This is a genomic window from Saprospiraceae bacterium (assembly GCA_016716185.1).
Lineage (GTDB): Bacteria > Bacteroidota > Bacteroidia > Chitinophagales > Saprospiraceae > Vicinibacter.
In genome coordinates, this window is sequence record JADJWV010000002.1 from 2,464,033 (window position 1) to 2,485,965 (window position 21,933).

17 protein-coding genes and 1 tRNA gene are annotated in these 21,933 nt (G+C 41.1%); 10 read left to right on the plus strand and 8 right to left on the minus strand.

Annotation, left to right across the window (positions count from 1 at the left end):
- Positions 1-57: 57 nt before the first annotated feature.
- Positions 58-906, plus strand: a complete 849-nt coding sequence (locus IPM34_11440; GenBank protein ID MBK8956151.1) for an SDR family NAD(P)-dependent oxidoreductase — start codon at positions 58-60, stop codon at positions 904-906.
- A gap of 4 nt (positions 907-910) precedes the next feature.
- Positions 911-2,545, plus strand: coding sequence for a M1 family metallopeptidase (locus tag IPM34_11445; GenBank protein MBK8956152.1), 1,635 nt, complete (start codon positions 911-913; stop codon positions 2,543-2,545).
- 458 nt (positions 2,546-3,003) lie between these two features.
- Here the strand turns inward: IPM34_11445 and IPM34_11450 are convergent, their stop codons facing one another.
- From IPM34_11450 to IPM34_11460, 3 genes are read right to left on the minus strand one after another with little or no spacing between them, the layout of a single operon-like run.
- Positions 3,004-4,521, minus strand: coding sequence for a hypothetical protein (locus IPM34_11450; protein MBK8956153.1), 1,518 nt, complete (start codon positions 4,519-4,521; stop codon positions 3,004-3,006).
- Positions 4,521-5,990 (minus strand): glyceraldehyde-3-phosphate dehydrogenase, encoded by a 1,470-nt coding sequence (locus IPM34_11455; protein ID MBK8956154.1) that lies wholly within the window; start codon positions 5,988-5,990, stop codon positions 4,521-4,523. Before IPM34_11455 ends, IPM34_11450 begins: the two co-directional genes overlap by 1 nt.
- Positions 5,991-6,049: 59 nt before the next feature.
- Entirely contained in the window at positions 6,050-6,916 is an 867-nt protein-coding gene (locus IPM34_11460; protein MBK8956155.1) for a sigma-70 family RNA polymerase sigma factor, read from the minus strand.
- 230 nt (positions 6,917-7,146) lie between these two features.
- Here IPM34_11460 and IPM34_11465 point away from each other — a divergent pair, with 230 nt between their 5' ends.
- On the plus strand, positions 7,147-7,521 hold the full coding sequence (locus IPM34_11465; protein ID MBK8956156.1) for an activator of HSP90 ATPase 1 family protein: 375 nt from the start codon (positions 7,147-7,149) through the stop codon (positions 7,519-7,521).
- 361 nt (positions 7,522-7,882) lie between these two features.
- Here IPM34_11465 and IPM34_11470 read toward each other — a convergent pair whose 3' ends face one another.
- Positions 7,883-8,677: a methyltransferase domain-containing protein gene (locus IPM34_11470; protein ID MBK8956157.1), complete on the minus strand. Its 795-nt coding sequence runs from the start codon at positions 8,675-8,677 to the stop codon at positions 7,883-7,885.
- A gap of 4 nt (positions 8,678-8,681) precedes the next feature.
- Positions 8,682-9,458, minus strand: coding sequence for an enoyl-CoA hydratase/isomerase family protein (locus IPM34_11475; GenBank protein ID MBK8956158.1), 777 nt, complete (start codon positions 9,456-9,458; stop codon positions 8,682-8,684).
- A gap of 169 nt (positions 9,459-9,627) precedes the next feature.
- Between IPM34_11475 and IPM34_11480 the strand changes: the two genes are divergently transcribed.
- The 6 genes from IPM34_11480 (at position 9,628) to IPM34_11505 (ending at position 16,656) form a co-directional block, all read left to right on the plus strand.
- Positions 9,628-12,024, plus strand: coding sequence for a choice-of-anchor B family protein (locus tag IPM34_11480; GenBank protein ID MBK8956159.1), 2,397 nt, complete (start codon positions 9,628-9,630; stop codon positions 12,022-12,024).
- A 408-nt stretch (positions 12,025-12,432) separates the two neighbouring features.
- A complete protein-coding gene (locus tag IPM34_11485) occupies positions 12,433-13,002 on the plus strand; it encodes a hypothetical protein (GenBank protein MBK8956160.1) in 570 nt (189 codons plus the stop codon).
- Between the two features lie 338 nt (positions 13,003-13,340).
- Complete coding sequence (locus tag IPM34_11490; protein MBK8956161.1) at positions 13,341-13,847, plus strand: hypothetical protein; 507 nt, start codon at positions 13,341-13,343, stop codon at positions 13,845-13,847.
- Positions 13,848-13,926: 79 nt separating this feature from the next.
- Positions 13,927-14,655 carry a shikimate dehydrogenase gene (gene aroE, locus IPM34_11495; protein MBK8956162.1) on the plus strand — a complete coding sequence of 243 codons (729 nt, stop codon included), beginning with the start codon at positions 13,927-13,929 and terminating at the stop codon, positions 14,653-14,655.
- Between the two features lie 112 nt (positions 14,656-14,767).
- Positions 14,768-15,859, plus strand: coding sequence for a proline dehydrogenase family protein (locus tag IPM34_11500; protein MBK8956163.1), 1,092 nt, complete (start codon positions 14,768-14,770; stop codon positions 15,857-15,859).
- 65 nt (positions 15,860-15,924) lie between these two features.
- Entirely contained in the window at positions 15,925-16,656 is a 732-nt protein-coding gene (locus IPM34_11505) for a hypothetical protein (GenBank protein MBK8956164.1), read from the plus strand.
- A 404-nt stretch (positions 16,657-17,060) separates the two neighbouring features.
- Here the strand turns inward: IPM34_11505 and IPM34_11510 are convergent, their stop codons facing one another.
- From IPM34_11510 to gap, 3 genes are all read right to left on the minus strand, one after another.
- The gene (locus IPM34_11510) at positions 17,061-17,483 is read right to left on the minus strand and encodes a hypothetical protein (protein ID MBK8956165.1); all 423 of its coding nucleotides are present in this window, start codon (positions 17,481-17,483) and stop codon (positions 17,061-17,063) included.
- A 197-nt stretch (positions 17,484-17,680) separates the two neighbouring features.
- Positions 17,681-18,883, minus strand: a complete 1,203-nt coding sequence (locus IPM34_11515) for a phosphoglycerate kinase (protein MBK8956166.1) — start codon at positions 18,881-18,883, stop codon at positions 17,681-17,683.
- 11 nt (positions 18,884-18,894) lie between these two features.
- Complete coding sequence (gene gap, locus IPM34_11520) at positions 18,895-19,890, minus strand: type I glyceraldehyde-3-phosphate dehydrogenase (GenBank protein ID MBK8956167.1); 996 nt, start codon at positions 19,888-19,890, stop codon at positions 18,895-18,897.
- Between the two features lie 89 nt (positions 19,891-19,979).
- Here gap and IPM34_11525 point away from each other — a divergent pair.
- Positions 19,980-20,051: transfer RNA gene (locus IPM34_11525), tRNA-Glu, on the plus strand.
- The last annotated feature ends 1,882 nt before the right edge of the window (positions 20,052-21,933 follow it).

Genomic DNA, 21,933 nt, shown 5'->3' on the forward strand with positions numbered 1-21,933 from the left:
GAGCATTGTTGTTCAAACTCCGGTTTTATTAGCTTTACAGATAATAAGAAAAAAAATGTGAAAAACGTATTGATTACAGGAGTGAACTCCGGAATAGGACTTTACCTGGCAACAGAACTCGCTGAAAGTGGGTTCAAGGTTTTTGGGACCTTGAGAGATTTGAGCAAAGCCCCACCGGAATTGTCAAAATTCCCGAACTTACACTTGCTGGAAATGCAATTAAACCGTCCGGATGGCATCGAAAACGCCTTTTTGCAAATCAAACCTGCACTGGAAGAAGCGGGTTTATATGCCCTGATCAACAATGCCGGGACAGTGGAACCCGGGCCATCGCTATTTCTCCCTATGGAATCATTTAGGGAAGTCTTTGAAATCAATGTATTTGCACCCCTTCGATTGACCCAATTGTGTTTCGGCGCTCTAAGCAAATATGGGCCTGGAGCCAGAATTATCCAGATGAGTTCGGTCAGCGGGCTCTTTGCTTCGCCCTTTTTGGGGGCCTATGCATCTTCGAAATTTGCCCTGGAAGGTTTGAGCGATAGCATGCGCCGGGAGCTCAATTTGTTAGGGATTCACGTCGTGAAGTTAAATCCTGGAAGTTTGAAAACAGGGATTTGGAGAAAACAACTGGATGTCCATAAAAAATTTCCTCCCAACCCTTTTGATGCTTTTCTGGAGAAAGCTAATGAACTCATTTTCAAGATGGAAAGAAAGGCCATACCCGTGGACGCTCTTCAGGCCGCATTTTGGGATGCATTCATGTCGGATCATCCGAAACCCAGCTATTTGGTACATCCTAACAAATTCATGTTTAGGCTGATAAGTCGGTTTTTACCTGTTAACTTTGTCGATCGAATGATCCGGAAAACATTGAAATCTTCCAAAAACGAGATCAGACCATTTTAAGCACATGATGAAACATTGCATTTTTGCTATTTGCCTTAGTTTTCTGTTATTAAACGGAACTTATGCTCAACAAAATTTCAGCAGAAAAGACAGCCTTAGAGGTGCATTGAGACCCGAGCGGGCCTACAATGTATTATTTTACGACCTCGACCTGAAGTTTAACCTAAGCTCTCAATCCATCGAAGGTTCGCTTGAAATGGAGTATCTTCCAACTGAAGACTTAAGGATCCTGCAACTTGACTTGTTTGAAAACATGGAGGTGGAAAGAATCACCAAAGGATCCAAAGAACTTAATTACAGCAGAGAATTCGATGCATTATTTATCGAATCTCAGGATTCCAAAGGAAAAAAGGATAAAATCAAAGTCCATTACAAAGGCAAACCGATTCAGGCAAAAAATGCACCCTGGGATGGTGGATTTGTTTGGCAAAAAGATGAACAGGGTAAACCCTGGGTGGGGGTAGCCTGTGAAGGAACGGGTGCGAGTTTGTGGTGGCCAAACAAGGATCACCTTTCAGATGAACCCGACAACGGCATGAAAATCCGGTTGACCGCCCCTGAAGATTTAATGGCCATTTCCAATGGAAACCTCGAAAAGGTAAGCGAACCGGTCAAAGGATACAAAACCTGGCATTGGCGAGTTGGTTATCCGATCAACAATTACAATGTAAGTTTTTATCTGGGTGATTATGTTCACTTTTCAGACAAGTACCAATCGAAAGACAGCAGCTGGCTGAATTTGGATTACTATGTACTCAAAGCCAATGAATCCAAAGCACGAGTTCATTTTGAGCAAGTGCACAAGATGCTGGAATGTTATGAACACTACTTTGGAAAATATCCATTTTGGAATGATGGCTTTGCCATGATTGAAGCTCCTTACCTGGGGATGGAACATCAGAGTGCTATCGCTTATGGCAACAAATACAAGCGAGGATATCTTGGCGGCATGATTCCGGAAGAGTTTAATTTTGATTTTATAATCATCCACGAAAGCGGACATGAATATTTTGGAAATGCATTGTCGGTCAGCGACCACGCAGATATGTGGATTCACGAAGGTTTTACGACCTACATGGAAGCTTTATATGTAGAATATCTGCATGGAAAAAAAGCAGCATTGCGTTATTTAGACCATCAACGGAAACTGATTAAAAATTCGATGCCATTGGTAGGACCAAGGGATGTCAACTTTACAGGATTTCCGGATAGCGACCAATATTACAAGGGCAGTTGGGTACTTCAAACTTTGCGATCTGCTTTTAAGAATGATGCCGAATGGTTTAAAATGCTTAAAAGTTTTTATACCACTTACCAATTTAAAAACATCCAAACCGAAGACTTTATACAATTTGTAAACAAGTTCAGCGGGAAAGATTTTACGCCATTTTTTCAGCAATATTTGTTCCACACAGAAATCCCCAAGGTGGTGCTTCGAGTCGAGTATACGGAACAAAAAACCCGAATTTTTTATAAAATATCTTGTAAAGAAACCAAACTCGAGATCCCTATTGAAATCAATCTCGATGGGAAAGTCATTCAACTGGATGCAAGTTCCACTGAAAGAAATATAGAATTCAACAGGGTATTCAAATCGGTAAAAGCGGTGAACACACAGTCGTTAGTAGCAGTGGAATAGACCCAGGAAGGGGATAACTGGAAGCGGAAAAGCTATATCATTTTATCGGGACGACCTTTTGACCTTTTGACCTTTTGTCGCGATAAAATATAGGGAATTATTTATTTCCGAAGCAAGCTGTCATTTTATCGGGATTTCGACCTCCCGATAATATGTTCTTGATTATTTATATTGTAAAAAGCAATATCATTTTATCGGGACGACCTTAAGACTTTTAGATGGAAAGTAGTTTGAATTTTGTTGCTTGGTATTGAAATACCTCGCAAACTCCATTGGTCACTTCCTTGTTTTCAACATCTCGCCCGCGAAAAAAATTTACATTTGTTTTAAATATTCAATTCTTTAAAATTTTCGGGATTGTTTTGAGCTTTTTCTTCAATTCTAAATAACTATCACATTACTTCCATCAACCAACATCTATCTGCTCGTAACTAACATCTAACAACTTTCATCCAGCATCAATTCTTCCCGAGTTCTCCGATGGCAAGCTGGATGATCGGATCATGTTGAAGTCTGGCGCGTCCCTCTATTTCAGGACCAAAGATCCATGCGCAAATTGCGTATTTGTACAAGCTTGAAAAATCGTCTGCTTTCATACCGGAAAGGAGATCTTTAGGACAATTCTGATATTCTGCACGTACAAAAGAGTCGATGTCTTTATTGCCGAAAATGCGATCAGGATGCTCGCTAATTATTACCGAAAGAGTCGGTAGGTTTTTTACTACGAGTTTGTCGATGTAATCGAGCAAATCCCTGTTATTTTTATTTTTACTACCCTCTTCAAAAACTACATCTGGCCAAACCCCATGGGGTAGCAAAGAATTGCTTTGTACATTAACTTCGTAATGCTGCCAGGGCTTGGTTTGGTAATTGCGTTGAATGTTTCGCCCTCCCAGTGTTGTAAAACGGCCTATGGCAAGCCGGATTGCTGAACCGTCAGCAAGATTGAATTGTTCGAGGATCATGGATTTACCAAAACTGGTATCGCCAATGACCCGAGCCCTTTTCAAGTCCTGAAGTGAAAGAGCAAAAAGCTCGGCTGCAGATGCAGTACAACTATCGATGAGGACAGCGATTCTGCTAATTTTAAAAAAGGTATTCCCAGTAGATTTATACTCTTTATCCTTGATATGAAAACCCGTAGTTTTAAAAAGCAACCGGTCCTTGTCCCGGATAAGCTGATTTAATACATAAGCCACTTCATTGACAAGTCCTCCCTGGTTTCCACGCAAATCTATAATCAGATCTTCAGCCTTCTTCCCTTCCACAAACTCCTCCATCACTTCCATGAACTCCCTGTAGGTTCCTTTGATAAAATGGTCAATTTTCAAATAAAGAACTTTGTTGTTTACCAAATGAGCCCACTTGATCGATGGTTCTTCGAATGCTTCTGATTTCCAGGAATGGAGTTTTATTTCGTTCGTACTTCGGTGAAATGTCTTAACCCAAATGGAGTCTATTTTTGACTCTTCAATTTGAAACAGGATATCTTTCATTTGAATTGAATCCTTTTTAGCGGAGTATCCATTCAATTCAAGCAGAAAATCACCGTTGCGGATCCCGGATTTATAAGCAGCGCCATGAAGCTTCGTATTGAAAAATACAAGATTGGTATCGATCCAATAAAGCTCCGTACCTACATTAAATTCATAACCCTTTAGAGCATTCTGATATCTGGTAAAATCAGTTGGAGGAATGTATTCCGAATAAGGATCCAGGGATTCCAGGTAAGATTCAAGAGCATTTTGCAATAATGTTTCATGCTGGATGCTATCCACATATTTCGATTGAATATACGAAATGACATCTTGTAACTTTTGGGAATGATTTTGTTCAAGCTTTATTGTTCCAGTGACCTGATCCACAGAAGGTTTTACCAGTTTTACTTTGATGCCGGCATAAAAGCCAATGGCCGCAACCAATCCTAAAAGCAAGGGCTGCCAGATCTTGTATTGGGATTGAGGATCTTTGTCCATTAATAATAAGTAAACCTTCTCACCTTCGCAACGTATTTGGCAAGGCGAACCACCTGACAGGCATAACCGAATTCATTATCGTACCATGCATAAATGGTAACGGTTTTACCATCTGCAGACATGATTGTAGATGGTGCGTCTACAACACAAGCACATGTTGTTCCAACGGCGTTGCTGGACACATATTCATTGGAATTTGAATAATGCAATTGCTCTACCAATTCGCCATGTAAACTCGCATCTCTTAATCTGGCGAGAATCTGGTCCTTATCTGTATTTTTTTCAAGACTCAAATTGAGTATGGCCAGAGATACATCTGGTACCGGTACCCGAACTGCATTTCCGGTAAGTTTTCCTTTTAAATGGGGCAATACCTTTGCTACGGCACTGGCTGCGCCGGTACTGGTGATGACCATGTTGATCGGTGCTCCTCTCCCTCTTCTTGGTTTCCGGTGGAAATTATCCAGTAAATTCTGATCGCTGGTGTAAGCATGAACAGTTTCAATATGGCCTTTTTCAAGCCTAAAAGCCTCATCGATCACTTTAATGACCGGAACAATCGCATTTGTAGTACATGAAGCTGCGCAAAAAATGTTTTCATTGGCTGTATCGGCAAGTTCGTGATTGACTCCTACAACGATATTTGGAATATCTTTCCCTGGTGCGGTGAGTATGATTTCAGAAATACCCGGACGCAGATGTACGCTTAATTTTTCACGCGTATCGTATAGTCCGGTATTGTCGATCAACAAAGCATCTTTAATTCCATAATCCTCGTAGTTGATCTCCGATGGATGTCCTGCAAAAATGATTTTGATCCTGTTGCCATTTATGATGGCTTCTTTTCCATCTTCACTGACTTCTATAGCCCCCGGGAAGTTGCCGTGTATCGAATCCGTTTCGAGTAGCGCCAGACGCTTTAACACTTCCTCGTGTGGGTCTTTCATTCCGGCGCGCACCACGATGGCCTTCAACCTCAATTGTTCGCCACTGCCTGTTTGAGAAATCAGCCGTCTCGCTACCAACCTCCCAATTCGTCCAAAGCCATAAAGTACAACATCCCTCGCATCAAATTTGCCATTGCTGTTTTCGAACCCCGATATAAGTTTTGAGGTAATAAAATTCAAAAGATCTTCTGGTCCATCTTTCTTCATTTCCCACTCCGAGGCAAGTTTGCCTATATCAATTCTAGAAGGCTGAAGGCTGTCCATTTTAGAAATAATCTTAGAAATTTCCAGACTCAGGTTCAGATCAAGTGGTTTGTCGATGTAGTTTTTTGCAAACAGATGATCGCTGATGATCTGGCTCGGACGAGCATCGTAAAGATCTTTCCGGAACAAGACCAGTTCAATGGACCGGTCAAATCTGAGATCTCCGACGAGTTTACTTAATTCAAGGGCTGTTTTTTCCTTTTCCCTCCAATCTTTCAATTCGAGATCTGCAGCAAGGTTTTGGCTAACTAGACTCATATCATTTTTTTCGCAAATGTTGTAAAAAGTCGATGGCCAGCAAAAAAAACTTTATCCGGTTAACCCAGGTATTGCTTCAGCAATTTGCTCCTGGAAGCAGAACGAAGTTTATTAATGGCTTTGTCTTTTATCTGGCGGACTCTCTCGCGGGTTAGTCCGAATTTATCTCCTATGTCTTCGAGTGATTCGGGGTGTTCTACCCCTATTCCGAAATACAATTTAATCACATCGGCTTGTCTGTCGGTTAATGTACCTAAAGCTCTCTCAATTTCCTGCCGAAGGGAATCTTTGAACTCCAGTTTGGCATCCGTGGCCGGAGTGCTGTCATTTTCCAGAACATCCAGCAAGGAATTGTCTTCCCCTTCGACAAAAGGGGCATCCATGGATACGTGACGAGCAGCTACTCCCATGGTAGTCTCAACTTCTTCAGTTGGGATTTCGAGCATGGTAGCAAGTTCTTCGGCTGAAGGTTCTCTTTCAAATTCCTGCTCGAGTTCAGAAAATGCCCTGTTTATTTTATTGAGCGAACCCACTTTGTTCAGGGGTAAACGCACGATTCTCGATTGTTCTGCAAGTGCCTGCAGAATGGATTGTCTGATCCACCAAACAGCATATGAAATGAATTTAAAACCCCTGGTTTCATCAAAACGCTGAGCAGCTTTGATCAATCCCAGGTTTCCTTCATTGATCAGGTCCGACAGGGAAAGACCTTGATTCTGATATTGTTTGGCTACTGAAACCACAAAACGGAGGTTCGCTTTGGTAAGACGTTCGAGCGACAACTGATCCCCTTGTTTGATCTTTTTAGCCAGATCGACTTCCTCTTCAGGTGTCAACAAGTCGACCTTCCCAATTTCCTGTAAATATTTTTCGAGTGACTGACTCTCTCGGTTGGTAATCGACTTTGTAATTTTTAGTTGCCTCATGTAAGGGAGATTAATCTATAATTCTTTACTAACCAATAATTTATATGAAGAAAAACGATCCGGGATGAAATAAGTTGCGAAAATAATGCCATACCCGCAAAAATAGGTCTAAATAGATTTAATGTTTTGCAAATAAAAAAAGTTCAAGTTTATGACAAAAAATATGTAAACAATTCTAATATTGCCGCTTCTTGCAAGAATGCGTCATTAAATCGCAATAAATCCATCCAATGGGAAGAGTTCAGATACAAATTGATTTCATGTTCAAATCGTCGCCGGCGACGGTTTACTTATTTGCGACTCAGCCCACCTGTATGGTGCGTTGGTTCTGCGACCGGGTCGACAACATTGGCGATAGATATACCTTCGATTGGGAAGGCGATCACGAAGAAGCCACACTGGCTATCGACATCGAGGAAGAACTGGTTAAGTACGTTTGGGATGACAGAGATGAAGAATTCCTTCAATTTCGGATCTATAAAACTGACATTACCAACGAGACGATCCTTGAAGTCACAGATTTTTGCGATGACGACGAAGTCAAAGAGCAAAATGAGTTATGGGAAGTGTATATCAAGAAGTTTAAAACTTTTTGTGGAGGTTAATTCGCAGTAGATTTCCTCTCCTAATTTCAAATCTGGATCTTTGTCCAATACATCTTCCAATTTTATAGTTAAAATCTTTAAGTGGGTTAAAGATTTGAGTAACTGCCGGATATCAGCTATTTCTGAATGATCTTGGACTGTCTTCCCGATCTCTGTCTGGATATATGAATTCGTTTCCTCTTTTATTTTTTAGTTGCGATTTCTGACCATAGACCAACAAAAAACTTTAGGTATGCTGAGATCAGTATAAATTGAGGGCACTTCTAATAATCCCCTTGATTAAACAATTACTTTTTAAATATCGAAGTTGGATTTCTATTTACATATCTGCTGAACGAGCAACATAATTAAAAAACTCTGTTTAGTTTTTCTGAATCAGGTAATAAGCCGCGGTGGTATAAAAATTCCTGAAGAATGGAAGACCAGCAAAAAGTGCCGGAAGAATTTTAGGCTCCCAACCAAATTTGAATTTATAAATGGGGTTGGAAAAATAAAATCGTTTTGAAACAACAGACAACTGATGATCCCTGCAAATTTTTTCAAAGCGCTCAATATTGATTCCAGTCTCTTTGATTTCCAGCAATTCATCCACCACCGGCTGCTGTTGTTTCCCCAGCAACAAAAGTGCTTTGTAAAGAAAGCTCGGCAGCAAATGAATCCAGGGCATTTTCGACAACCATTTCGAACGGCACATTTGCTGATGACCGCCAAAGGGCATGTACCAGGGAGGAAATCCAAAAAACACCATTCCATCCTGCCTGAGAAATTTTTTTAAATGCCCGATAAATTTATGCTGGTCAGGGATGTGCTCAATTACATCTTTTAAAATGATGATATCGTAAAAACCCATGTCTCCGGAATTGGGGTCAAGCTTATAAATGTTCTCGCATAAAAATCGAACTCTCCCTTCATCTACGGAAGCCGCATGATAATCTTTGGCCAGTTCAATTCTGCTCTTGTTGAGGTCTATTCCTGTGGCGAAGGTTTCCAGTTCTAAAAATGCTTTCAGAACACCTGCTTCGGCACAGCCAATTTCCAAAACGGTATTTTTCGGTAAAATTTTTTTGTTTTCAAGAATAAAGGGAATGATAAACTCCCTGGCAGTCAGATACTGCATTTCAAAATACCTGTCCTTATCTTTATGGTATTCGAACATGAATTTAGTTGCCTGAAAATTTTGGTTTTCGCTTACTTAAAAATGCATCTACTCCTTCCTGGGCATCTTTGGTAATCATGAGATTCCCAAATGAGTCGAGTTCAAATTCAAAACCAGGCAATTCATAATCAAAATAGGAGTTTACGATTTTAATTACTTTCTGGATCGCTATGGGTGCCTTAGCTGCAATTTTTAATATAATTTCTTTTGACTTTTCAATAACCTGGTCTGGTTCAACTACATGATTCACCAAACCCAGGCGAAATGCATCATCGGCACTGATCATATCCCCGGTCATCAACAATTCAATTGCCTTCCCTTTCCCAATATAATGAACCATGCGTTGTGTTCCTCCATATCCCGGAATCAGTCCGAGGTTTACTTCAGGTTGCCCAAACCTTGCATTGGTACTTGCTACCCGGATATGGCAAGCCATAGCCAATTCGCATCCTCCTCCCAATGCGAACCCATTCACTGCAGCAATGACCGGAATATTGAGTTTTTCTATTTCAGAAAACAGCGCCTGACCTTTTCTTGCAAGTGCTATAGCTTCCTTTCTTGTCAGGCCTACAAATTCAGAAATATCGGCTCCAGCAACAAATGATTTTTGCCCGGCTCCGGTAATGATCAAACCCTTTATCTGGTCAATATCCTTTTCTATGTTGTCGATAGCTTCGTATAAGTCATTGATTACATCGTGATTAAGGGCATTCATGGTATGCTCCCTGTTGATGGTCAGGATACAAATACCATTTTCGAGTTGACTGATAACCTCTTTCATATTCTAAAAAATAAGCCGCAAATATATTCAGACTACTGCTTAAAGCAACTGGTTTAGGGAAAACCTGCTAAATGTTTCGATTTTAGGCACAACCCACACTCCAAATCGTTAATATTTAAAATTTATATAAACTTAACTCTATTTTTGCCCGAATTTTAATAAAGCCCACATGAATTTAAAATATCTTTTAGTTTGTTTTTGTCTGGTTTCTCTTCAATTGAGTGCTCAGGATGGCGATTTAAACATGAAAATAGTTGCTCATGTGCCCGCTCCGGAAGGCGGAAGCGGGATTTGGCACTTTGTCGACAAAAACGGCATTGAATATGCAGCTTTAGGTTCCAGAACAGCCCTGGTTGTTTATAGTCTGGAAGATCCTTCAAAGCCTATTGAAAGATACAGGGCATCCGGAGTCAATACCACCTGGCGGGAGGTTTTTTCTTATGGAGATTACATCTATGGAGTGACTGATGCAAGTTCAGACGGCCTGATCATCATCAATATGAAAGCAGCTCCCAATAAAATCAGCCACAAATTTTGGACAACTCAGATTACAGCCAACAATCAGACAGGAGAAATAAGTACCTGCCATACCATTTTCATCGATGAAAAGGGAATCATGAGCCTGAATGGCTGTGGAGGATGGAGGGGTGTTTTGTTTTTTGATCTAAAGCCTGATCCTGAGAATCCTGTTTTTCTTGGCTCCGAAACCAAAAGATATTGTCACGATAATTTCGTCAGAAATGATACCATGTATTCCTCCGACATTTATGAAGGACTACTTTCTATCTGGGATGTAAAAGACCCGATGAATGTCCGAGAAATGGCAACCATCAATACCCCGTTTTCATTTACGCACAATTCCTGGATTTCAGATGATTCAAAATTTGTGTTTACAACCGATGAAAGAGAAAATGCATTTGTGGCAGCTTATGACATCAGCGATTTGAGTGATATCAAATTATTAGATCAGTGGAGGCCAAAAGATACAGAAGGCACCGGGGTAATCCCTCACAATGTGAGATACCTCAATGGATATTTAATCACGGCTTACTATACGGATGGAGTTAAAATAATCGATGCCCATAAACCAGACAACCTGATTGAAGTGGGTTCTGTAGATACCTACTTTGGCAATCAAACAGGTTTTCATGGATGCTGGGGATTGAGTCCTTATTTACCTAGCGGTACCATTGTCGCTTCAGATATTGAGGGCGGTTTATTTGTGATCAAACCGGAGTATGTGAGAGCATGTTATCTCGAAGGAAAAGTTACAGATAGTATTACAAATGAGGTGATATCCAATGTTTCGGTAATTTTAAAAACTCCACGCAAAAATGAAGAAACAACCAATCTGAAAGGCCAGTATAAAACCGGCTATGCCACAGCCGGACCATACGAAGTTGAATTCACACATCCCGATTATTTGCCATTGCGTGTAGAAGTAATTCTTGAAAATGGAGTCGTCACCATTCGCGATGTGAAGATGGTTAAAAGACAGACTTTGATCCAGCGGATCATTGTCAAAGAAAAAGGGAGCCTCAAAGAAATCGAAGGAGCTCACGTTGCTATATTCAATCCAAACAGTAAAATGGAATCTGTCACCAATGCGCTTGGAGAATCCATTGTTCCGGTTTTACAGGACAATCTGGAATATCAGGTAGTTGCTGGCAAATGGGGTTATCTCCATGCCGGAGTTCTGATGGATTCTCAGAAACCCGTCAGTGATATCGTCATTCTGGTCGAGAAAGGTTATCAGGACGATTTTCTATTTGATCTTGGATGGACAACCAGCACAACCGCAACAACGGGTGCCTGGATTCGGGCCGAACCTCTGGGCACGATTAGAAACAGCAGGCCGGTTCAGACGGAGCTCGATGTAGAGAATGATTTTGGATTTGAATGCTACGTCACGGGAAATGGTTCAGCGGATCCTTCCGGCGACGATGTCGATGAAGGGACGACCATTCTGATCAGCCCCTCTATGGACCTCACTGGTTATCGCGAACCTCTACTAAACCTTAACTATTGGTTTGCCAATAGCGGCAACAACAATCCAAACGATAGTTTTAATCTCTATCTCATTTCAAATCACAATTCAACCAGCGATACGATCTATTTGCTTTCAACGCAGACCAATGATCCCAGCTGGATTGCCGTTGAAAAATTAAGGATAAAAGACTATACCTTAAACCTGAAAGATCTAAGATTGATGGCTGTTGCCGGCGATTACGGAACAGGTCATCTGGTCGAAGCTGCCATCGATGCATTTCTGATGACCGAAGGAAATCCGGTGGCTGATGATCAGGTCCACATTCAATTAGATTTTGAAGTCTATCCTAATTTGTTTTCGAGTCAGACTTATTTGAGGTTGATGCAAACAAACGCTGAAAATTTATACTATATCATTTTCGATAATTCAGCTAAGATTGTTGAAAAAAATAAGATTTCAGGACAAGCCGGATCATTTGCGATTGGAAAATCTTTGGAGCCTGGTATATACTACATACAAATACTAAGTAATGATCGCAAAAGCAAGATTGAGAAAATCATTAAGTTCAAAAATTAAAGAATAGCAAGAACGTTCCGACTCTTCTTAAAACTCAATGTGCTTGATTGAACCTAATGATAAATCATCAGATGATTCCTAATCAGGTAATATAAGATTCTTAGGAATTTTAAAAATGGTCTGGTGATTGAAAATTATTGTCCAAGCAACTACCGACAGTAAATCATTTTTGGAAATCCAAAAGCTGAACTGATTAGCAATGTGCTCAAGAAAATATGCCGGAAAAAGAACTTCACCTGGGCACCATCCACAATACAAAGTTCAACTCATACAATTTTGAATATCTTTCATTGGAAAATGTAAATCCGGAAAATTCCTGAATTTTTATTATTTTGCATAATAATCCGGTTTTTTAATGAAAATTCGGGGGTTATAATTTCATTCATAAGCCAATAAAATTCCATTCTTATGAAAAATATGATTCGGTTTTCAGTTATGCTATCCTGTGGATTTGGAATGATTGCATTTGTTTTAAATTCCTGTGATTCCCGTCATGTGCCCCGCACCATTCCTGACAGTACACCCCCAAAAATTTCAGTTCGGCTTATTGGCGAACATTTCAGCCAAACATACACAATTGAAGGCGTTACTATCGAGCCAACTCCGCCAGAAATTACACCGGATGTGAACCCAGGTAAAACATACCGGGCTATCATTACAGCAAGTGATACCGTTGGACTTTTTAATTTAAGGGTTGGACTTCACAGAGAATTTTTTGAAATTACCGATGCTACTGCTGCTGCCGGCGTTTTATCCAGTTTGGTGATAGGAAATGACAATGTCTTGGATGTAACCTTACCAATCAGTCCAGCCAAAACCAGCACTATTTTGACATTCACCATTAAGGCCAAACCAATGACTCCCGGTACCCTGGCTCCTTTTTTAGGCATGAATGTAATTGCCACAGATTTCGGTGAAGCCGGTAGAAGTTCAAATGTTTCAGGATATACGATTCCAATTGCATATTTTGCAGAATAAATGATTAGAAAAGGTCAACATTTTATTTCGATAATGGACCGAACATGCTTTACTTTGTTTCTATTCATGGTTAGTTGAAACGATGTGGATTTGGGTTTGGATTTAAATCAGATCAATATTGGCAGCGATTGTAATTAAAGCCGATTAAAAACTGGGTTTTGCAAGAACCAATCTCCAATCAGAACGATCTTCTAATTTATTTTTGAAACAAAATGAGATTCGCTTAGATATTGACTTTTGTCGTTTTTTTTGCGATTTATAAAATCGAAATTCCATTGGATTTTAATTTTAAAATAAACTCCTGTCTCCCGGTATCTAAAAAATTTCGCGAATCGGGCATACATTACTTTTCGGATGCTTGCGAATTTGTCAAAAACATCCCCTATGGTCGCAACAAGAATAAATTTGAATTCCTTTCTGTTTTTACAGAGAATTCCGGAACCTGCAGTACAAAGCATGCCTTGCTTAAACAACTATCCACAGAAAATGGAGAAGATGCAGTAAAACTCATTCTGGGAGTTTATAAAATGTCAAAAGAAAACACCGGTGAGGTGGGAAAGGTGCTGATGGAGTTTAAACTCAATTATATCCCGGAAGCTCATAATTATTTGAAGATAGGAGGAAATATTGTGGACTGCACAAATCCTTATTTCTCCACCCAAAACTATGCGGAAGATATTTTGTTAGAAATTGAAATTGAACCTTATCAAATTACAGAATTTAAAGTTAACTTTCATAAAAATTTTCTCAAACAATGGCTTTTAACCACTCCGGATATTCCTTATAATCCGGAAGAATTATGGATCATCAGGGAAAAGTGTATTTTGAGTTTAGCTTCAACGTAAGTGCTTTGGTTTCACTTGAGGCAACATTTTTACAGATTAAAAAATATTTTAAATACAAGTAGTTTAAGAATAAGACCCATTGGCACATTTTGGTTTGATCGGTAAATCATTGAAACACTCTTTTTCGAAAACCTATTTTGAATCAAAGTGGGCAAGAGAAAATATCTTCGGTCATGAATATACCCTATATGAACTTGAAAATGAATCCGCCTTGGATGATTTTCTAAAACGAGAACAAAATCTTCACGGACTGAATGTTACGATCCCTTATAAAACCAGCATCATTAAATACATCCATGAACTCACTGAAACCGGTATGGACATCCAGGCAGTGAATTGCCTTCGTAAAATGGATGGGGCCTGGATTGGACACAACACTGATGCCGATGCATTTTTACTAAGTTTAGAAAATTTCTTACCATCTGAATTTCCCCACAAAGCTTTGGTTTTGGGCAGTGGTGGGGCTTCTCAAGCCGTTAGACATGCACTAAAAATCAAGGGAATTGGATTTCAGGTAGTCTCTTCCTCAGGCAAGGGATTGAGTTATGAACACCTGCGGTTAAATTGGGATCCAGCCTGGAAACTCATTATCAATACCAGCCCATTGGGCATGTTTCCCGATGTCGATGCATGTCCTGATCTCCCTTACGACCGGTTTGACGAAAGTTTCTACCTCATGGATTTGGTCTATAATCCTGAAAAAACCCTATTTTTGACTCTGGGAGCAGAAAGAGCTTGCCATATTAAGAACGGCCTGGAAATGCTGCACCTGCAAGCGGAATTATCCTGGTTATTCTGGAACCAATAAATCAACTATGGAAGAAACTGACGAGCCTCATTTGGACTTTAGCAATACGGAGATAGCCTTTTCCCATAAGTCAGACAGAGAACTCCGCAAGACCTACTGGCTGTTTAAATTTATGAACAAACCCAAAGTGGTCAGCGTTGGAAATTTTTTGGGCAACCTTGCTGCAAAATTTCCCTTTCATCTTTTTGACCCGCTTATTCGAGAAACTATTTTCTATCAGTTTTGTGGAGGAACCAGCTTATTGGAATGTCAAAAAGTGGTCGATAAACTCCATTTCAAAAATGCGCTCACTATTCTCGATTTTGGTGTCGAAGCCAAAGAAACGGAAGACGATTTCAACAAGACGCTCGAAGAAAATCTACGCGCCATTGAATTCGCAGCATCGAATCCCAATGTACCTGGAATCAGTACCAAACTTACCGGTTACATACCTTTCTCTGTGCTGGAAAAATTGCATTCGGGTGATCCTTTAAATGCCCACGATCAAATTGCCTGGGAACGACTCGAGGAGCGATTTGTAGAGCTTTGCAACAAAGCACTTGAACATGGAGTTTCTCTTTTCATAGATGCAGAAGAATCCTGGATACAAAATCCAATTGACCAGTTGGTAGATAAATATATGGTCCTTTACAATAAAGAAAAGCCGATTATATATAATACTTTCCAGATGTACAGGAAGGGTAAGCTCGATTATTTGAAAGCAAGTTTTGAAGATGCTCGTTCTAAAAATTATATCCTGGGAGCTAAAATTGTGAGAGGTGCCTATATGGAAAAAGAAAGGCATCGTGCAAAGGAATTGGGCTATGAAGATCCAATCATGCCAAACAAAGAACAAACTGATATACAATACGATGATTCTATAAGATTTTGCATAGATCATCACGAACAAATCAGTTTGTGCAACAGCAGCCATAATAAAAAGAGTACATTACTCCAAACTGAACTGATGACGCAAAGGAACATCGCAAAGGATCACCCTTTTCTCAACTTTTGTCAATTGCTGGGGATGAGCGATAACCTGACTTTTAATCTTGCTTCCCAGGGTTATTGCGTTGCTAAATATGTCCCCTATGGTCCGGTAAAGGAAATTATTCCTTATCTGACACGCAGAGCTAAGGAAAACACCAGTATCACCGGCGATATGAGCAGGGAATTAGGCTTGTTGCACACCGAAATGCTCAGACGTGGATTATTGAATAATTGATTAAATTTGCCCTGGCCTTATCTTTTTGAAAAACTTATTATTGTAAATCAACTGAATCTTTCCTTATGAAAAAACTCGGATTATTTGTTTGTCTGTTATTCGTTTGTTCCATTTCCAATGCTCAAAAAGTATATGCCTGGTGGGATGCCGGAGTAAAGCTCGGTTATGGCCTTACCGGTTTTCTGAATTCCAATATACTCGACGACAGTAAATACGATTATAAATTGAGCACAGGATATTCATTAGGGGGCAAATTTGGGATGTTCTTTGGTTTGTATAATGGATTTACCATTGAAGCAAATCTTGCCTCTTACAACCAGGAATTTGAATATTCCAGAAATAACACCCAACTCATTCATGAAATCAACTGGAAAAACCTGGATCTGGCCCTTTTATATCGCAACCAAAGAAATGGTGTGTATGTGGAGTTAGGCCCCATGCTATCGCTTATAAACAAAGTAAACCAGTATGATCCTGCCGATCCGGAAAAAACAGATGTTAAAAAATACTACGAAAAAAATTATATCTCTGGTGTGTTTGGAGTCGGTGGATATATCTTCAACTACGAGAACTTCACAACGATGCTAGGCATTAGACTGGGATATGGCTTCACAGATATGGTCAATGATGAAGGCAAAGCAGCCGGATTCCCCAATCCTTCATCAGCAAGTCAACCCTATGCTTCAGAAAAAAGCACCAATGCTGCATTTGTCCAGTTAAATCTCGAATTCAATTTTGCTCTGGGATACTATGGAAGATCTTCCTGTAGCAAGCGAGCTTCCTTGTTCAAAATGTAAACAAGCTTCGCAAGTTTTCCGGATTATAGCAAAATGGAAAATAAAGATCCTGTCAGGTTTTTATAAAAACTCTGATTGGCAATTGATGCTGAAAGCCCTACTGGAATTCCCGGCGAACCCAGTGCCTACTCAGTGATCTCTGCGGTTCAATTCGCGACATTTACTTTTTTTGTATTTCCCGAAATCTCCAACCCTATTTTTTGGTTGAAGTTTCCTCATTTTTTTTTAACCGAGGAGCTCGCGAAGGAGGCGCGGAGACCTCAGGGAATATCCGTTTCCCCAAAATCCTTTTTTGCCCATTGACAGTAAAATTATCAATAAATGAAGCTGGGCTCCAGCAGACTTGGTTACCCAGATTGTATGCATGGTGAACTGATGAACCCAGAAACTCCGGTTTTTCAGTCTCAGGCAACCAACCTGGCCCAAATCAGAGCCCCGGTTATGCAGCCGCAACAGATAATTGGGGGCCAAAAGGTTAAACAAGCCATGATTACGAACATCGAGCCAAAAATGATGAGGTAAATATGAAGGACTCCTTTAAAAATAGCGGTATCGATCTGGTTTTTCATCAGGAACCAAAGCAGAAATCCTCCAAATAAACAAATCAAAGTGAAGCAGGAACTCAAGGCAGTAAATATTTCAGAATACGTTCTGAAGATCCCGCCTCCAAGATCCATCTGATAAGTGCTTGTGATTTCAATAAGTTGTTTTTCCTGGTCGTTTTGGGGTTGTGGTTTGCTCACAAAGCTCAGGGAATGAAAAACAGCGGTCAGGATCAGAAAAAAAACTGCTGCTCTCAAAGCCAGTTTAAAATTTTTGGAAATCATGGTGGTGTTGTTAGTTTGTTTCCAAAGATAACAAAGAAATTGGTTTCTAAGCGGTCCTGAAATTCTCAATTAAAATTTCAAGCAAAATATTGAATCAACTTTGTCTTGAGCTTATCAAAAGATACAGAACAAAATGCCAATCCATATTACGAGCATTCATGCATGATCCCCTGTATTGAAAAATTTCCTAACGATCGTTAGTTGTTCATGGCATCAATTCCCGGAAGCACTTTCCCTTCGAGCATTTCCAACATTGCTCCACCCCCGGTAGATACAAAGCTGACCTGGTCCGCTAACTTAAATTTTTTTACCGCCGACACAGAGTCTCCACCACCTACCAGCGAGTAAGCGCCATTGGTACTTGCTTCAGCGATAGCCAGAGCGATCTCCCGGGTCCCTGTTTCGAATGCAGGTTTTTCAAATACGCCCATGGGTCCGTTCCAGATAAGCGTCTTCGAATTTAATATCTCATCCCTGTAGCGTTCGATGGTTTGGGGTCCTATATCGAGTCCCATTTGGTTTTCCGGCACGTTTTGGTCTGTACATAACATTGCCGGGCCCTGATCATCAAAACTGTGGGCTGCGAGGTGATCTACCGGAAGCAACAACTTCACATTTTTAGCCCGGGCTTTTTGAATCAGGTCGAGAGCCAATTCAAGTTTATCTGTTTCACAAAGTGAATGGCCAATTTCGTAGCCTTGTGCTTTTAATAAAGTATATGCCATTCCGCCTCCAATTAAAATAGCATCGCAGAATTCCATAAGATTGGATATAAGCAAGATCTTATCTGAAACTTTAGCACCACCCAAAATTGCGGTACATGGCTTTACCGGATTCTCGAGCACTCTTTTGCCATTTTCCACCTCGCGCTGCATGAGAAATCCAAATGCTTTGTGGTTTTTATCGAAATAGCGGGCTATGGTTGCGGTACTTGCATGTTCCCTATGGGCAGCTCCAAAAGCATCGTTGATGTAAAACTCGCCCAGAGCTGCAAGCTGTTGAGCAAACTCCGCCTGTCCTTTTTCTTCTTGTTTATTAAATCGCGTGTTCTCGAGCAGGAGAATTTCTCCGGTTTCCAATGCATTCCTTTTATCAATGCTGTCGGGTCCGCCACAATCGGTGGAAAACAAGACCCTGACATTGAGCATTTCTTCCAGTTTTTTTGAAATAGGCTTCAACGAAAATTTTGCAAAGTTGATTTGACCATCTGGCAGTAATTCTTTTAAAGGCCTTCCCAGATGAGACATGATGATCACCCTGGCTCTTTGATCGATTAAATATTTTATCGTATCCAGTGACTTTGCAATTCTTGTATCATCCTGAATAATCCCTTCTTTTATGGGTACATTAAAGTCTACCCGCAGCAAAACATATTTGCCAGACAATTCCAAATTCTTCACTTCAACTTCAATTAATGGTGAGCAAATTTAATACACAAGTCTGCAAGCCTCGCCGAATAGCCAGCTTCATTATCATACCAGGCCACTACCTTCAGGTATCCGTCTTTGTAATTTGTAAGAGGTGCATCAAAAATAGCACTGTGTGTATTTCCTATAATATCGGTGGAGACCAAAGGTTTTTCAGAATATTCGAGTATGCCCTTGAGTCTGTTGTTAGCCTCCTCTCTAAACATTTGATTTACAGCGTCTGCATCAGCAGGTTTTTGCAGCTTGCATACCAGTTCGATCAAAGACCCGGTAATGATAGGCACCCGGTAAGATGACGCCATCAGTTTCCCCTTTATAGCCGGGTAAACGGCTTCCACTGCAGATCCGGCTCCGGTGCTGGTGGGGATGATATTCATCGATGCTGCTCTGGCCCTTCTTAAATCCTTATGTGGCGCATCCTGTAGTCTTTGGTCCTGGGTAAAAGCATGGATGGTATTCATGCTGGCAAATTCAATTCCGAAATTTTCGTGGATCGCTTTCAATACCACCGCAAGGCAGTTGGTCGTGCAAGATGCATTGGAAATTACGAATTCCCCACCAGGTAAAACCCCGTCGTTGACGGTAGTCACGAAGGTGGGTATATCGGAGTCTTTGGGAGGTGCAGATAAGATCACTTTTTTTGCCCCCGCATCGATGTGCATACTGGCGGCTTCCCTGGTGAGATAGATCCCCGTACATTCCAGGACCAAATCAATTTGAAGTTCTTTCCAGGGCAGATTTCTGGGATCTTTCTGGTTAAACGTCAGTAATTCTTTGCCATCAACCAAGATAGCCTTTTCATTAAAACCCACGTTTTTTTGAAATCTTCTTTGTGCAGTATCGAACTCCAATAAATGAGCTAAAGTGGGTATATCGGTGAGATCATTGATTGCAACGACCTCAATTTCAGGCCTGGAAGATAGAAAACGGTAAGTTAACCGTCCGATTCTCCCAAATCCGTTGATGGCGATTCTTTTCATAATTTGTTACTTAGCTGCAAAATAAATAGAAAATGGCCGCAAATGTTCAGTGAATTTAGAAACTGCTTTATATTTGCACCTCTTTTGACGGCCCGTTCGTCTAGGGGTTAGGACACAAGATTTTCATTCTTGGAACAGGGGTTCGATTCCCCTACGGGCTACATTACTTTCCCCTACGGGCTACATCAGATTTATCATTCCCGCCCAACTTTCATTTCCATATCAATTTATTTCCATTCCGATACTGGGGTTCCCTACCTGACTGCGTTAACCTCTGTCTTTGTTTCATAACCCGGTTGCAGTCACGCAGGCAGGGATTCCCCTACGGGCTACATTACTTACCCCTACGGGCTACATCAGATTTATCATTCCCGCTCAACTTTCATTTCCATATCAATTTATTTCCATTCCGATACTGGGGTTCCCTACCTGACTGCGTTAACCTCTGTCTTTGTTTCATAACCCGGTTGCAGTCACGCAGGCAGGGATTCCCCTACAGGCTACATTACTTTCCCCTACGGGCTACATCAGATTTATCATTCCCGCTCAACTTTCATTTCCATATCAATTTATTTCCATTCCGATACTGGGGTTCCCTGCCTGACTGCGTTAACCTCTGTCTTTGTTTCATAACCCGGTTGCAGTCACGCAGGCAGGGATTCCCCTACGGGCTACATTACTTTCCCCTACGGGCTACATCAGATTTATCATTCCCGCCCAACTTTCATTTCCATATCAATTTATTTCCATTCCGATACTGGGGTTCCCTACCTGACTGCGTTAACCTCTGTCTTTGTTTCATAACCCGGTTGCAGTCACGCAGGCAGGGATTCCCCTACGGGCTACATTACTTACCCCTACGGGCTACATCAGATTTATCATTCCCGCTCAACTTTCATTTCCATATCAATTTATTTCCATTCCGATACTGGGGTTCCCTACCTGACTGCGTTAACCTCTGTCTTTGTTTCATAACCCGGTTGCAGTCACGCAGGCAGGGATTCCCCTACAGGCTACATTACTTTCCCCTACGGGCTACATCAGATTTATCATTCCCGCTCAACTTTCATTTCCATATCAATTTATTTCCATTCCGATACTGGGGTTCCCTGCCTGACTGCGTTAACCTCTGTCTTTGTTTCATAACCCGGTTGCAGTCACGCAGGCAGGGATTCCCCTACGGGCTACATTACTTTCCCCTACGGGATACATCAGATTTATCATTCCCGCTCATTTCATTTCCATATCAATTTATTTCCATTCCGATACTGGGGTTCCCTGCCTGACTGCGTTAACCTCTGTCTTTGTTTCATAACCCGGTTGCAGTCACGCAGGCAGGGATTCCCCTACGGGCTACATTACTTTCCCCTACGGGCTACATCAGATTTATCATTCCCGCCCAACTTTCATTTCCATATCAATTTATTTCCATTCCGATACTGGGGTTCCCTGCCTGACTGCGTTAACCTCTGTCTTTGTTTCATAACCCGTTTGCAGTCACGCAGGCAGGGATTCCCCTGCGGGCTACATTACTTTCCCCTACGGGCTACATCAGATTTATCATTCCCGCCCAACTTTCATTTCCATATCAATTTATTTCCATTCCGATACTGGGGTTCCCTGCCTGACTGCGTTAACCTCTGTCTTTGTTTCATAACCCGTTTGCAGTCACGCAGGCAGGGATTCCCCTACGGGCTACATTAGTTTCCCCTACGGGCTACTTCAGATTTATCATTCCCGCTCAACTTTCATATCCATATCAATTTATTTCCATTCCGATACTGGGGTTCCCTGCCTGACTGTGTTAACTTCTGTCTTTGTTTCATAACCCGGTTGCAGTCACGCAGGCAGGGATTCCCCTACGGGCTACATTACTTTCCCCTACGGGCTACATCAGATTTATCATTCCCGCCCAACTTTCATTTCCATATCAATTTATTTCCATTCCGATACTGGGGTTCCCTGCCTGACTGCGTTAACCTCTGTCTTTGTTTCATAACCCGTTTGCAGTCACGCAGGCAGGGATTCCCCTACGGGCTACTT

Excerpts from the sequence above, each read along its gene's own strand:
- IPM34_11460 (MBK8956155.1), bottom strand. The coding sequence starts at position 6,916 with ATGAGGCAACTAAAAATTACAAAGTCGATTACCAACCGAGAGAGTCAG.
- IPM34_11480 (MBK8956159.1), top strand. The coding sequence starts at position 9,628 with ATGAATTTAAAATATCTTTTAGTTTGTTTTTGTCTGGTTTCTCTTCAA.
- IPM34_11470 (MBK8956157.1), bottom strand. The coding sequence starts at position 8,677 with ATGTTCGAATACCATAAAGATAAGGACAGGTATTTTGAAATGCAGTAT.
- IPM34_11500 (MBK8956163.1), top strand. The coding sequence starts at position 14,768 with ATGAACAAACCCAAAGTGGTCAGCGTTGGAAATTTTTTGGGCAACCTT.
- gap (MBK8956167.1), bottom strand. The coding sequence starts at position 19,890 with ATGAAAAGAATCGCCATCAACGGATTTGGGAGAATCGGACGGTTAACT.
- IPM34_11485 (MBK8956160.1), top strand. The coding sequence starts at position 12,433 with ATGAAAAATATGATTCGGTTTTCAGTTATGCTATCCTGTGGATTTGGA.
- IPM34_11465 (MBK8956156.1), top strand. The coding sequence starts at position 7,147 with ATGGGAAGAGTTCAGATACAAATTGATTTCATGTTCAAATCGTCGCCG.
- IPM34_11475 (MBK8956158.1), bottom strand. The coding sequence starts at position 9,458 with ATGAAAGAGGTTATCAGTCAACTCGAAAATGGTATTTGTATCCTGACC.
- IPM34_11445 (MBK8956152.1), top strand. The coding sequence starts at position 911 with ATGATGAAACATTGCATTTTTGCTATTTGCCTTAGTTTTCTGTTATTA.
- IPM34_11455 (MBK8956154.1), bottom strand. The coding sequence starts at position 5,990 with ATGAGTCTAGTTAGCCAAAACCTTGCTGCAGATCTCGAATTGAAAGAT.
- IPM34_11510 (MBK8956165.1), bottom strand. The coding sequence starts at position 17,483 with ATGATTTCCAAAAATTTTAAACTGGCTTTGAGAGCAGCAGTTTTTTTT.
- IPM34_11450 (MBK8956153.1), bottom strand. The coding sequence starts at position 4,521 with ATGGACAAAGATCCTCAATCCCAATACAAGATCTGGCAGCCCTTGCTT.
- IPM34_11505 (MBK8956164.1), top strand. The coding sequence starts at position 15,925 with ATGAAAAAACTCGGATTATTTGTTTGTCTGTTATTCGTTTGTTCCATT.